The organism is Pseudomonas sp. 2995-3 (genome assembly GCF_002742565.1).
In the GTDB taxonomy this organism is placed as follows: domain Bacteria; phylum Pseudomonadota; class Gammaproteobacteria; order Pseudomonadales; family Pseudomonadaceae; genus Aquipseudomonas; species Aquipseudomonas edaphica.
Map to the genome: position 1 here is coordinate 266,308 of NZ_LJSB01000054.1, position 12,936 is coordinate 279,243.

General features: G+C 60.6%; 13 protein-coding genes. 6 read left to right on the forward strand and 7 right to left on the reverse strand.

The features are described 5' to 3' along the window. Positions 1 to 13: 13 nt before the first annotated feature. Positions 14 to 1,597 (forward strand): murein L,D-transpeptidase, encoded by a 1,584-nt coding sequence (locus AOA62_RS03110; RefSeq protein WP_099547809.1) that lies wholly within the window; start codon positions 14 to 16, stop codon positions 1,595 to 1,597. A 114-nt stretch (positions 1,598 to 1,711) separates the two neighbouring features. Here AOA62_RS03110 and AOA62_RS03115 read toward each other — a convergent pair whose 3' ends face one another. Next, on the reverse strand, positions 1,712 to 2,272 hold the full coding sequence (locus AOA62_RS03115) for an AAA family ATPase (protein ID WP_099547810.1): 561 nt from the start codon (positions 2,270 to 2,272) through the stop codon (positions 1,712 to 1,714). Between the two features lie 42 nt (positions 2,273 to 2,314). Beyond that, on the reverse strand, positions 2,315 to 3,343 hold the full coding sequence (locus AOA62_RS03120; RefSeq protein ID WP_099547811.1) for an alginate lyase family protein: 1,029 nt from the start codon (positions 3,341 to 3,343) through the stop codon (positions 2,315 to 2,317). A 104-nt stretch (positions 3,344 to 3,447) separates the two neighbouring features. On the opposite strand from AOA62_RS03120, the gene dapF reads away from it, so the two are divergent. After that, entirely contained in the window at positions 3,448 to 4,248 is an 801-nt protein-coding gene (gene dapF / locus AOA62_RS03125) for a diaminopimelate epimerase (protein ID WP_099547812.1), read from the forward strand. On the opposite strand, the gene AOA62_RS03130 is transcribed toward dapF, so the two are convergent. Together AOA62_RS03130 and AOA62_RS03135 are read right to left on the reverse strand one after the other, a co-directional pair. Beyond that, a complete protein-coding gene (locus AOA62_RS03130; RefSeq protein ID WP_099547813.1) occupies positions 4,245 to 5,378 on the reverse strand; it encodes a PAS domain-containing sensor histidine kinase in 1,134 nt (377 codons plus the stop codon). The genes dapF and AOA62_RS03130 overlap by 4 nt on opposite strands. Beyond that, positions 5,368 to 6,183 (reverse strand): alpha/beta fold hydrolase, encoded by an 816-nt coding sequence (locus tag AOA62_RS03135; RefSeq protein ID WP_017136839.1) that lies wholly within the window; start codon positions 6,181 to 6,183, stop codon positions 5,368 to 5,370. The genes AOA62_RS03130 and AOA62_RS03135 overlap by 11 nt, the downstream gene beginning before the upstream one ends. Positions 6,184 to 6,310: 127 nt before the next feature. Between AOA62_RS03135 and AOA62_RS03140 the strand changes: the two genes are divergently transcribed. Continuing rightward, positions 6,311 to 7,522 (forward strand): YgcG family protein, encoded by a 1,212-nt coding sequence (locus AOA62_RS03140; RefSeq protein WP_099547814.1) that lies wholly within the window; start codon positions 6,311 to 6,313, stop codon positions 7,520 to 7,522. Positions 7,523 to 7,525: 3 nt separating this feature from the next. Here the strand turns inward: AOA62_RS03140 and AOA62_RS03145 are convergent, their stop codons facing one another. Continuing rightward, positions 7,526 to 8,203 carry a bifunctional 2-polyprenyl-6-hydroxyphenol methylase/3-demethylubiquinol 3-O-methyltransferase UbiG gene (locus tag AOA62_RS03145; protein ID WP_099547815.1) on the reverse strand — a complete coding sequence of 226 codons (678 nt, stop codon included), beginning with the start codon at positions 8,201 to 8,203 and terminating at the stop codon, positions 7,526 to 7,528. Positions 8,204 to 8,325: 122 nt separating this feature from the next. Here AOA62_RS03145 and AOA62_RS03150 point away from each other — a divergent pair, with 122 nt between their 5' ends. Continuing rightward, positions 8,326 to 8,871: a GNAT family N-acetyltransferase gene (locus AOA62_RS03150; RefSeq protein ID WP_099547816.1), complete on the forward strand. Its 546-nt coding sequence runs from the start codon at positions 8,326 to 8,328 to the stop codon at positions 8,869 to 8,871. A 4-nt stretch (positions 8,872 to 8,875) separates the two neighbouring features. On the opposite strand, the gene AOA62_RS03155 is transcribed toward AOA62_RS03150, so the two are convergent. Further along, the gene (locus tag AOA62_RS03155) at positions 8,876 to 9,370 is read right to left on the reverse strand and encodes a DUF1543 domain-containing protein (protein WP_099547817.1); all 495 of its coding nucleotides are present in this window, start codon (positions 9,368 to 9,370) and stop codon (positions 8,876 to 8,878) included. Between the two features lie 106 nt (positions 9,371 to 9,476). Between AOA62_RS03155 and AOA62_RS03160 the strand changes: the two genes are divergently transcribed. Continuing rightward, on the forward strand, positions 9,477 to 10,298 hold the full coding sequence (locus tag AOA62_RS03160; protein WP_099547818.1) for an aldo/keto reductase: 822 nt from the start codon (positions 9,477 to 9,479) through the stop codon (positions 10,296 to 10,298). Positions 10,299 to 10,351: 53 nt separating this feature from the next. On the opposite strand, the gene AOA62_RS03165 is transcribed toward AOA62_RS03160, so the two are convergent. After that, entirely contained in the window at positions 10,352 to 10,867 is a 516-nt protein-coding gene (locus tag AOA62_RS03165) for an Hcp family type VI secretion system effector (RefSeq protein ID WP_017136833.1), read from the reverse strand. Positions 10,868 to 11,346: 479 nt separating this feature from the next. Here AOA62_RS03165 and tssA point away from each other — a divergent pair, with 479 nt between their 5' ends. After that, positions 11,347 to 12,930 carry a type VI secretion system protein TssA gene (gene tssA / locus AOA62_RS03170; protein WP_099547819.1) on the forward strand — a complete coding sequence of 528 codons (1,584 nt, stop codon included), beginning with the start codon at positions 11,347 to 11,349 and terminating at the stop codon, positions 12,928 to 12,930. The last annotated feature ends 6 nt before the right edge of the window (positions 12,931 to 12,936 follow it).

Consider the following 12,936-nt stretch of genomic DNA (forward strand, 5'->3'; position numbering starts at 1 on the left):
GGAGTTAAGTCAATTGTTCAAAAAACACGCATGTTACTTGAGCATTTGCCTGCTCGTTGCACCACTGGTCGCGACAGCTGATGAGCTGCCGGTGGACGCTGTGCCGGTGGTTTCGACCAGCCCGGTGCAGTTGGCCCTTTCTGAACTGCCCAGCGTTTGCCCCAACCTTGCCGCGCAGATAGACGCAACGACCCAAGCGCGCTTGCAGGCGTTCTACCAGCAACAGGGCAATGTGACGCTGTGGTCCGATGAGCGCCGCCACACTCTGCAATCTCAGTTGCTGATGCTGGCCGACGATGGCCTGGACCCCACCCACTATAGCCTGCCTACCGTGGATGCCACGGGTAACGTGCTGTGCAGCGATATCGGCAGCAGCCGGCAATACCTGCAAGCCCTGCAGGATTTGCATTACGGGCGCCTGCAACAGTCGCGTTTCGAGCCGCTGTGGCATTCCCAGCCACCCACCCTCGACCCCAATACCCAAGTGCTGGCTTTTGCCACCACCGGCCTGCAAGACATGGCGCAAGCCTTTGATCAGGCGCGCCCCAGTGCCGACCTGTACCGCAGCTTGCGCAATACCTACGCCACTGTGCGCCTGCAGCCGTTGCCCCATTGGGACCCGGTCGCCACCGGGCCGCTGCTCAAGCCAGGCATGGAGGACCCGCGCGTGCCCGATCTGGCGCGGCGCTTATATAGCGGTGGTTATCTCGCCAAGGCGCCGACGGGCAACAGCCGGCAGTACCGTGACGAGTTGGTCAAGGCGGTCAAGGCCTTCCAGCTCAGCCACTCGTTGCAGGCCGACGGTGTGATAGGCACGGGTACTGTGGCCGAACTCAATATCAGCCCGGCGATGCGCCGCGATCAGTTGCGCATCAACCTCGAACGTTTTCGTTGGCTGGCTCAGGACCTGGAACCCGAAGGTGTCGTGGTTAACGTCGCGGCTGCGCAATTGAGTGTTTACCAGAGCGGCATCCCGGTGTGGCAAACCCGCCTGCAAGTGGGGCGTGCCGAACGCCAGACGCCGCTGCTCAAGTCGCGCATTACCCGGCTTACCCTCAACCCCACGTGGACCATCCCGCCGACGATCATGCGTGAGGACAAACTCCCGGCCATCCGCCTCAACCCCGAATACCTGCGCCAGCAAAACCTGCAAGTGCTCGACGCCCAGGGCCGCCCATTGACGGCCGACCAGGTGGATTGGTCGCACCCCGGCAACATTCTGCTGCGCCAGGAGGCCGGCCCGCGCAACCCGCTGGGCCGCATCGTGATGCGCTTTCCCAACCCCTATTCCGTTTACTTGCACGACACGCCGAGCCAGCCGCTGTTTACCAAAGGCCCACGGGCATTCAGTTCGGGCTGCGTGCGGGTTGAGCAGCCGATGATGCTGCGCGACCTGCTGGTAACCCCGGCCGAACGCACGCGCACCGAAGAATTGCTGGCCACCGGCACAACCCATGAATTCAGGCTGGCCACGCCAGTGCCGGTGCTGTTGGGTTACTGGACAGTGGAAGTCGATCGCCAAGGCGGGTTGGTGTACTCGCCGGATATTTATGGGCGTGACCCGGTGTTGGTGAAGGCGATGGGAGCGGTGCTCTAAAAACTCACTGTGGCAGACGGGCTTGTTGTGGCGAGCAGGCTTGCCCTGCGTTGGGCTGCGTAGCAGCCCCAAAACCAGACGCTTATGTGTCTCTGAGAAAACGCGGTGACTGTACTAGGGCCGCTTCGCAGCCCAACGCAGGGCAAGCCTGCTCGCCACGGTAAGCCCGCTCGCCAGAGGGGTGATGTGTGCCAGGATCACTTCGACGGCCTCGGCGGCTGTCACACTTGCAGTGTCGACAGTCAGTGGCGTCTCAGCCCACGCCTCATATTCATGTACTGAAACGGACTGCCAGGAGGGCGGCACCAACCCGGCAATATCGCCCGTGCGGCCCTCCACCCGGCGCTGATGTTCCAGCAGGTCAGAGCAAACCACCTCAATATCAAGCATCTCGACGCCCGCTGTCGCTGCCACGGCCTGCCACGCCTCCCGGCTCTCCTTCAGCGGGTTCACACAGTCGGCAATCACCGTCTGCCCCATTCTCAAATTACTCAATGCCAGCGCATTCGCCACGCCATAACCGCTGGCGCCCACATCACCCGTCAGTACGTTTGCATCCCGAAGCGCCTGCTCAATCACATCAATACGCAGGTAAACCGCGTTTATCCGACGTGCCAGTTCGCTGGCAATCGTGGTCTTGCCGGTGCCGGGCAGGCCGCTGAATACAATAAGCATGGTCAATCCTTTGAATAGGGCGCCCGGCCAGTCTAGCCGCGCTTACTTCAAATAGCAGGCGCTGATCCAATCGGCCGGGTGGGCCGCCAGTTGCGTGGCCACGGGCAGGTAGCGTTTATCCAGTTGCGCCGCCAGCCAGAACAGCGTCGCACTGCTTTTGGCATCCCAGGTGCCGCTGTAACCGGCTTCGCCTACTGTGGCACGGTCTTTGTCGAACTGAACGTGGGTGTGCACGAACTCCTGGTGGCTGCGTTGCCCAGTGGCGTAAGGCACCAGCCAGTCGAGGGCGGCGCCCAGCGACGCACCATTGCTCTTGAGGTTCAGCCAGTCGCCGCCGTAGGCCTTGGCCGCCAGTGCGGCCTGCACCAGCGGTTCAAGGTCGTAGACCACGTAGTGCAGGGCGTCGCGGTCCTGGAAGTCGGTGACCGAACCGTCAGGCAGGATGTTATCGGCCACTTGCTGTTTAAACAGTTGATGAGCGTGCTCAAGCATGGCCTGGTCGTTGAGTGCGGCGGCGGCGAGGGTCACCAACTTGATGCGGTGGCTCTGCCAGTTATTGGTCTGGGTGCCTTTTTTCTGCCCGTGGAATTGTTCGATATGCGCGATGTAGCCATTGCCCAGCTTGCTGATCAAGCGACGGCTGGCGGCGCGGGTTTCCAGGCGCAGGTGGTCGGCGGTAAGCGCATAAGCCGTGATCAGCATATCGAGATTGGTTTCGTCGATGGGGTTGAAATCCGGCTGGTAGACATCGGCCCAGGCGGCGAGGTAGTCGTCGACTTGCCTGAGGTAACGCGGGTCACCGCTGATGCGCCAGGCCAGCGCCGCCTGGCGCATCAGCGGCCAGTCCTTTTCAGCAACCAGGCTTTGCTCGCGAATGCCATGGTTTGGCAGGGTGCCTTCGGTGTGCACCTGCGGCAATGGCGCAGGCTGGTCGGCCAAATGCCGTTGGGCGGCGGCCAGCAGCGCGTGGGCTGCCGGGTTTGCCGACGCAGGTTGGCAAAGGCTTGCAGCCATCGTCACGGCGGGCAACGCGGCCAGCAGCAAGGTAAAGGCAAGGGTGGTTTTGTTCATGGACGGTTCTGTTGGATAAGGATGTGCCAACGCTAGCACGCGGCTGAAACGGCTTGGATGAAACTCCCGTATGCTTGCAGGCTGATCTCGACCGAGGACCGCCCATGACCTTGCCCTTTGTGAAGATGCATGCCCATGGCGACGATTTCATCATCGTCGACCGCCGTGGCCTGGACGACCCGATCACTGCGCAGGTCGCCCGGCGGCTGGGCAACCGCCACACCGGTATCGGCTTCAACCAACTGGCGGTGGTGCTCGACTGCGAAGACGCCCTGGCCCGCATCAAGTTCTGGAACCCCAACGGTACGCCGCTGCAAACCTGCGGCAGCGCCACCCGCGGCGTGGCCGACCGCTTGATGCATGAGACCGGTCGCGACACCATCGTATTGCGCACGGATCGAGGCTTGCTGACGTGCGTGCGGGCCGCCGGCCAGCAAGTGTCGGTGGACATGGGCGCGCCCTTGCTGGACTGGTCTGGCGTACCACTGGCTGACGCGCTGGACACCCGCACCTTGCCCATCGATGGCGCGCCTGCCGCCTGCAGCATGGGTAACCCGCATTGCACGTATTTTATCGACGACATCAGCACCATCGACGTGGCGGCCGTGGGCCCGGCGCTGGAAACCCATCCGCTGTTCCCGGCCAACACCAATGTGCATTTTGTGCAGGTGCTGGACCGCAGCCACATCCGCCTGCGTATCTGGGAGCGCGGCGGGGGTGTGCCGCTGGGTTCCGGCTCCTGCTGCTGTGGCGCGGTGGTCAATGGGATTCGGCGCGGGTTGCTGGACGCCACGGTTCAGGTGCAATGCGACGGTGGCACGGTCACTGTGCAGTGGGACGGGCAGGGCGGTGTGGTGTTGACCGGCCGTGTCGAGCCGGTCATGCAGGGCACGGCGTACCTTTAAAGCGTTACGGTAAAGGTCGTGCCCTCGTTGACGCAGGAACTCACCGCCACGTCTCCACCGTGCGCCCTGGCCAGTTCACGCACGATATACAGGCCCAACCCCACGCTACGCACCTCGCTGCCCTGGTCGGTGCCTCGGGTCATGGGCTCGAACAGCCCGGCCAGCAGCGTTTGCGGGATCGCGGCACCGTGGTTATGCACGGCCACTTGGCAGCCACCTTCGCCCAAGCGTGAGGTGATGGTAATTGGCATCAACAAGTCGCCATAGGCCACGCTGTTGGCCACCAGGTTACCAATAATCTGCTGCACCCGGTCGGCATCCAGGCACGCTTGGCCCATACCTTCGGGCTGGTGCTTTAATGTGGCCTTGGGGAAGGCCACGCGCAGTTCATCCACGGCGTGCTGGATCACGCCGTGCAGGTCCAAGGGTGTGGTCTTGATGCTGATCCCGTGGCCGACCCGGGCCTGGGTGAAATCCAGCAGGTCGGCAATCATTCGCTGGGCGCGCTCGGAGGACTGGCCGATATGGCCCAGCAACTGGTGCTCCCTGGGCGTGCGCTCGCTGCGTGCAAGCATGTCCGAGGCCATGCGGATGGCGGTCAGTGGGTTTTTCAAGTCATGGCTGACGATCGCCACCATCTGCTCGGCAAACAACGCGCGGCGCTGGGCGATGGCATAGGCTTCGCTCAGTTCCGCCTGGGCCTGATGCAGCGCCAATTCGGTGCTGGTGCGTTCCTGCAACAAGGCTTCGGCAAGCTTGCGCGCATTGAGCAGCTCGCGCTCGTACTTGTCGCGGTCGGTGGTGCCGAACAGCGCCAGGTCGTGTACCAATGCGCCAGCCTGTTCGCGGGCGCTGGCGTTGAGCAGTACGGTCACTTTGTGGCCGTCGTGGTGCACCAAGTCGAGTTTGACTTCGCTGACGCTGCCACGCATGCGCAGCATCGGCGTCAGGTGGGTCTGGTGGAATATTCGCCCGCCCATGGTCAGCAAATCCTGAAACCGCCGCCCGCACAGCTCGGCACTGCGCAGCCCCAGCCATTGGCCGAGCAGCGTGTTGGCGCGCAGGATCGTGCCGTCTTCAGCCGTCACCGCCAGGGCACAGGCGGCGCTGTCGAACAGATCAGCCGACATCAGCCATGGCCCATGGCGCCAGGAAGTTGTCCATCGCCCTCGTGCAGGCCTCGGGCGCGCTCATATGCGGGCAATGGCCGACATTATCGACCAGGCAATAGGTGCTGTTGGGCAGCACGCTGTGCAGGTATTCGCCCACCGCCACGGGTGCAATCAGGTCGTCACGTGATTGCAGGATCAGCACGGGCGTGGTCAGGCCGATCACGTCCTTACGGTTGTCCGACATAAAGGTCACCCGCGCAAATTGCTTGGCGATGTCCGGTTCGGTACGGCAGAAACTGTCGCTCAGCTCGGCACTCAACGCCGGTTGCTCGGGGGCGCCCATGATCACGGGGGCCATGGTGCTGGACCAGCCCAGGTAGTTGCTGTCGAGCGTGTCAAGCAGGTCATCGATATCGCTGCGCTTGAAGCCGCCGACGTAGCCCACGTCGTCGATATAGCGTGGCGACGGGCCGATCATCACATGGGCGGCGATACGGCCTGGTGCCAGGCGGTCGGCGAGGGTGGCGATCATCGCGCTGACCGAATGGCTGACCAGGATCACCGGGCCGCTGGCGAAAGCGTCGATAATCTCGTTTAAATCGCGGGCATAACCGCCCAGCGCGGCATATTTGGTCTTGTCGAATGCGCTGAGGTCCGACAGGCCAGCCCCCACCAAGTCATACATCACGACGCGAAAACGCTCGGTAAAGTGCGGCGTCATATAATTCCACATGGCCTGGTTGCAGCCGAAACCGTGGGAGAACACCAAGGTCGCCGTGCCGTTGCCCATCACACTGACGTTGTTGCGGTGCTTTAGGTTCATGGGGTTCTCAGCTATGGCGCATTGCTATATGTGTGGGCAGTTTAGATAGTCGCGGGCGTGGGGTCACGCGTTATACGTCTATAAGGTAAAGTCGACGCCTCCTCGAAGAAACTTCAGGTAACAAAACATGCGGCTGTATTTGCGCCAATCCGTCTTGAGTCTGCTGGCGCTGGTGTTTATCGGCCTGTTGACCAGTGCCCAGGCGGACACTTCGCCGATCAAGGTCGCCCTCGATCAACGGGTGATCGACCTCACCAATACGTTGGATAACGGCACAACCGAGCGCTTGAAGGCTCAACTCGCCGCCCTCGAACAACGCAAGGGCGCCCAGGTTGCCGTGCTGCTGGTGCCCACCACCGGCGGCGCAACCATCGAAGACTTTGCCAACCAACTGTTCCGTGCCTGGAAACTGGGGCGCAAGGACGTCAATGACGGCATCCTGCTGGTAGTGGCTAAAAACGACCACACCGTGCGTATCGAAGTAGGTTACGGCCTGGAAGGCACGGTCACCGACCTGCTGGCCCACCGCATCATCGAAGAGCACATCACCCCGGCGTTTCGCCAGGGTGACTATGCGGGAGGGATTCAACAGGCCGTCGATGACCTGGGCGTGCTGGTAGACGGCGGCGACCTGCCCAAGCCGGTGGGGCCTGAGGTCAACCCGCAGGCCATTGCGGTGCTGTTGGCGTTTATCTTGGGAGGCGTCGGCGGTGTGCTGATCGCCGCCGGCAAGCTGCCGTGGCGCCCGGCGTTAATCGCCACCGTGGCGGTTACGGTACTGTTGACGCTGTATGGGGGCGGTCGCGACTGGCCGATGTACCTGCTGGTGTTGCCGCTGACCCTGCTGATTGGCGGCGCGACTTTCGGCGCCTTATGGCTGGCTCGCACCGTGTTTTATTGCGTGATTGGGGTGCTGGCCTACGTTGCCGGGCTGCTGGTGGTCGACCATTTCGTGGCCGTCAACTTCGTCCATTGGCTGGTGTGGCCGTTTGGCTGCGCGTTGGTGCTGGCGTTGTATATGGGACTGTTTTTCGTTATCCACCAATCCTGGAAGAATAGCCCGCGCTTCTTCTTCGTGCGGGTGGCGGCGGTGGTAGCGGTGTATGTGGCAGTCGGGTTACTGCTGGGGCACGGTTATCAAGGCTGGATCATCGCCATACCCGCCGCTTCGGTGGTGGCGTTTATAGTGTTTTTGCAGAGTATTTCCGATGGCGGCTCGGGTTCGGGCGGCGGGTCTGGCTCAAGCTCAGGCAGCTCGGGTTCAAGCTCCAGTTCAAGCAGCAGTTCGTCCGGAGGCGGTGGTTCCAGTGGTGGCGGTGGGGCATCTGGTAGTTGGTAAGCGCTAGCGCGGTTTATAACCTACCCATCCTTTGAAACTGAAGCCGGCGTAGAACAGCTCCACGCCTTCGAACCCGGCTTCAACCATCAAGGCTGCATCTTGTGCGGGTGACAGTACCGGCAATTTGGCGCTGATCGCGGTAATCGCGCGCTCTGCATCCTCGGCCGGCACGCCCGAGTCCACCGCAAACGCGGCGTAACGCTTCAACCAGCGGCTTTTTTCCTGCGGTGCCTGGGGGAAACTGTGGTGCGCCACGATCAGCGGTGCTCCGGGTAGCAACCGTTGCCACAAGGCCTTGAGGGTTTGCAGGCGTTCCTCTTCTGGAATGAAGTGCAAGGTCAGCAAGCAGGTGGCGCCGTCAAAGGGACCCAATGGGGCGGTATCGATATAACCCTCGTGCAACTGCACGCGCTCATTTAAAGGGCCCAGTATCGCCTGCGCCAACTTCAGCATCTCGGCCGACGGGTCGACGCCTGTAAAGCGCCAGCCTGGCTCGGCGTCGGCAAACCGTTTTAGCTCCAGGCCGCCCCCGGCGCCCAATACCAACACGCTGCCGGTCGCTGGAACAGTTTCACGCAGCAGCAGGATGGTCATCCGTTGCAAGCCATCGAAGCCCGGTACCAGACGCACAGGGCCTTCGGCGTAGCGGGCGACGGCATCAGGGTCGGAAAAAAAGCTCATGGCGGGCTCCTGCAGATTGGGCGAGGCGTAAACCCTACTGCGGCCCATCGGTAGAGGCAATTGCTGTTGGCTGCATTCGTGGTAAAACGTTGATCCCTGCACCCCTTGAGTACGGAGACTCAATGCCTGTTATCAACCCGCCGCCCATTACTGTTCGGGATGCCACTGCCGAGGACGCCTTATGCATCGGCGTGCTCGGTATGCAGGTGTTTCTCGATACTTACGCGACCCAAGGTATCCGCGCCTCGATTGCCAGAGAGGCGCTGCAAGCCTTTGCGCCGCAGACCATCACCCAACTGCTGATACAACCCGGTCTCTCGCTGGTGGTGGCTGAGTCGAATGGCCACCTTGTTGGCTTTGCCCAGATCAAACTCCACGCCACTCATTCGATGATCACAGCATCAGATGCCGCCGAGTTGCAGCGCCTCTACATCCAGGAGCGATTTACCGGCCAGGGAATTGGCTATCGGTTGCTGCAGGCGGCAGAACAGCGCGCGGTGATGGGCGGGGCGTCTTTCGTGTGGGCAACCGTGTGGGTGGGCAATGAACGCGCACTGGGTTTTTACCCCCGACGGGGGTACGCGGTGCTGGGTTCGCCGACCTATACCTTCCAAGGGGAAACCCATGGCAATCGTTTGTTTGGCAAAGCCTTGGCGCCCTGCACGTAAAGGCTCAGGGCAGGGTGATGTAGTCGTTCTGCTGGATGACCGGCTGGTGCGCGCCTGGCGCCAGGTGAACGTAGCGACCGTCCACCAGATCGATAGGCAGGCAGTCGTCAATATCCATCACGCCATCGGTATGGGCCTGCGACCAGTGCTGCAATAGCTGCTGCTGGCCCTTGCGCTTGGCTTCCTGTTTGTCGCGAGCCACCACCAGTAAGTAATGGTGGGCCTCGCCGAACACCTTGGCTTCATAACCACCCAGGTTGATGAAGTACAGGTGATGGGCACCTGCAGGCGGCGCCATTTGGCTGAGTTCGACTTTCCAGCCGTCTACGCCATCGACGGCCATCCAGGCGTCGATATGCATGCCCTTGGGGCTGCCGAACCAGCCGTCGCGCAATTGCGGGTAGGTGGCTTTCAGCGTGTCAGCCACTGCGAACACCACATCGTGAACTTCGATTTTGGCCCTTGGGTGCTTGCCCCCGAGCATGACAACAAACAGCATTACAGGTCCTGCCTGGTGATTGGGTAAAGGCTAACCATACTTCGATTGAACCCTTTTGTCCGGTCAGTGCCACACTGTTAATTCGCCAACTCATCAGGAGGTTGTTATGCGCACCATTGATCTGGCCGGTATTCCCGTGCCTGTCATCGGCCAAGGTACCTGGCGTATGGGTGAAAACCCGGACCTGCGCAAAGCTGAAGTCGCCGCGTTGCAATTGGGTATCGACGAGGGCATGAGCCTGATCGACACCGCTGAAATGTACGGCGAAGGTGGCGCCGAAAAGGTGGTAGGCGAGGCCATTCGTGGCAAGCGCGACCAGGTGTTCCTGGTCAGTAAAATCTACCCTCACAATGCCAGCCACAAGGGCGTGCCGCGTGCCTGTGACGCCAGCCTTCAGCGGCTGGGCACTGATTATATCGACCTGTACCTGTTGCACTGGCGCGGCCAGTACCCGCTCGAAGAATCCGTCGAAGCGTTCGAACGTCTGCGCGAGGCAGGCAAGATCGGTCGTTGGGGTGTTTCCAACTTCGACATCGCCGACCTGCAGGAACTTGCATCCCCCGCGTGTGCCACCAACCAGGTGCTCTACAACATCGAAGAGCGGGGTATCGAGTTCGACCTGTTGCCATGGTGGCAACAGCACCATTTGCCACTGATGGCGTACTGCCCAATCGCCCAGGGCGGCGAACTGCTGTCCAGCCCGACGCTCAAGCAAATTGCCCACCGACATGAGGCCACACCCGCACAGATCGCCCTGGCCTGGGTACTGCGTCAGGAGGGTGTGATTGCCATTCCCAAGGCGGTGAGCCCCGAGCATGTGCGGCTGAACGCAAGTGCCGCGAAACTGGTGCTGGATGAGCACGATCTGGATGCGATCGACCGCGTGTTCGGTGCACCCAAGCGCAAGCATCCACTGTCAATGGTGTAGCAAGCGTGCAGAAACGCTGCCGTCCATGGCCGGCGTTTCTGCGTCACCCAGGGTTAGCCGGCGACCGGGCTACGCCAGTCGTCCGAGCCGGAAGTACCCGCCACTTCGTGCGTCCAGATAATCTTGCGATAGGTGAAATGCACATCTTCCAAATGCGTGAAGTGCGCGTTTTCCGGTGCCTGGCAGTTGGGCATGCGTGACTGGATGTCCACGATGGTCGCACCCTCAAGCTCGATGGTGAAATAGTGCTCCTGGGTGCCGGCCGAGGAGGTGCGGAACCATTGCAGTTGGCATTTGACTTCTTCGCCACTGGTCAGCGCGCTGAACAGCAGGGGCGATGATTTATCGAAGACCTTGCTGATCATCAGCGGTTTGTGAACCCTTTGGCCGGTTGGCTGACCGGATTGCGGGTCACGGGGAATGATCACTTGATGCGAAAAAGCCTGGACCAGGATCTGGTCTTCGTGGCCCTCCTGATAAATGTTGCCTACCGAGTCCTGGGTAAATGTGCCTGCCGTAATCAGTCCTTGTTTGACACCGGTGATCGAAAGGTATGCGGGTGTTGGCATGACGGGTTTCCTTGCCTGATGGTTGAAGTAGTGCCCAGCGGCAGTTGTGCCGGCTGGGCAAGTTCCTATAACAAGAAGCGTGCCTGAAATTAACAAGCCCAGTAAAAGCAGGGGGTTGCTTGTTATTGAGCTTGATTTCATTAAGGAGGTGGATGTTTTAATCCGATTTAAATGAAATTGGTTGCGCAGAAGTGTGCATTAATTTGCTCGTCTAGTTTTTTCGTGTGCTTATTGGAGGAGAGGGTTAATTGAGCATGGCGTGCTGGTTTTGCTGCGCAAAATGGTGCGCACGCCAATGATTTAGGGGTTTGTAGGAAAATCCTTAAGTGCCGATTTGACACTTGCCGGATGTTATTTGTCCAGCTAGTGTTTGCGAACTTCGTGGAGAGAGTGGCGAGGTTTTTATAATCGTGTTTTTTGCGCCTGAGTGTGCTTCAGGTGTGCAGAATTTAATTGTTTTAAATGGTGTGCGGCCCAAAATGGATTATTCAGGCGCTTTGTGTGGCTATTATCTTGAACTTGCCTTAGTGCCCTGTTCGCAGGGTAACTTTGCAGGCAGCGATATGCGCTTTTCAAGTGAATATGAGGCCTTGGAGTCCGAGCTTGGCAAAGTGCAATCGATACATGTCAGCACCCAGCCGGACTGGCAGGAGGTCATGCACATCAGCGAGTGCCTGCTGCGTCAGCACACCAAGGATCTGCGGGTGGCGGCCTGGTTGACTTGGGCGCTGTACCAGCGTGAATCCTTGCCGGGGCTGGTGGCGGGCCTCGGGTTGATACGTCATTTATGCGAGCACCATTGGGCGGTTGTCTATCCGGCAAAATTACGCACCCGTGGCGCAGCACTGGGCTGGTTGGCGCTACGCTTGGAGCAGGTATTTGCACAAAGCTTTTCGCTCAAGGACCAGCAGCCATTGTTTCGCCGCATGCTTGAGCACCTGACGCACCTCGATGAGCTTTGGTCTGCGCATTTGAGTGATGAGGCACCGACGTTATTGCCGCTGCGCAGGCAATTGACGCAGCGCTTGGCGCAGGCCGTAGAAGTGGAGCTGTCAGAAGCCGGTTCGGCGCGTGTGACTGCTCAGGTCAAGCAGGCGACGACGCGGCTGCTGATCCCCGAGTCGGCAACGGGTCACGACAAAACGGGTAACCAGACGATAGCCAGTGAAAAAGAGGCCCACAAGTCACTGCGCGCCTTACAGGAACGTGGCCGGCACTTATGCAACTGGTGGCTGCGCCAGGATGCGACCGACCTGCGCGCCTTGCGGCTTAACCGGACACTGACTTGGCTGGCACTCAACACCTACCCGGACGCTGACAGTGACCGGCTCACGGTGCTTCGTGGCCCGACGCCCGACAAGCTCAAGCGCTACCGGAAGCGTTTTGCCCAAGGGCATTACGGCGACCTGTTGCTTGAACTTGAGGCCAGCCTGGCGGGTGCGTTGTTCTGGTTTGACGGCTTGCACATGGTCTGGGAATGCCTTGACGCCTTGCAGGCCGATCTGGCTAAGACCGAACTGGAAGTCAGCTTCGCGCTGTTATTGAAACGTTTGCCAGACCTGCCCGAATTCAAATTTCACGACGGTGCGCCGTTTGCCGATACCGCCACCCGGGACTGGATCACGCTTCAGGTCGCTCGACACTTGCAGCCGCCTGCGCCGTCCGGCGTGGTTGTGGATGCCAACGCCGAACCCTGGGAAGCGGCCTTGCAAGAGGTCATGCCCAGGTTGCGTAAGGACGGGCTCAAGGAGGCAATACGCGAACTCAAGCAGGGCATGCACACCGCACGCAGCGAGCGCGCGCGTTTTCATTGGCGTCTGGCACTGGCGCGGTTGTGCGTATCGGCAGGCAAGCAAGCGCTGGCGAAGGTGCAGCTGGAAGACTTGGACCACGAGCTTCAGCGCGCCGGTCTGGATCGCTGGGAGCCGGAACTGGCACTGCAGGTTGCGCAGCTTTTGTATCGCTGTTGCGAGCTTTTGCCGCAAAGCCAGGCCATACGCGAGCGTAAGGAAACTACCCACCGAAGGCTCTGCCACTTCGATGTTGAAGCGGTACTTGAATAGGCTTTT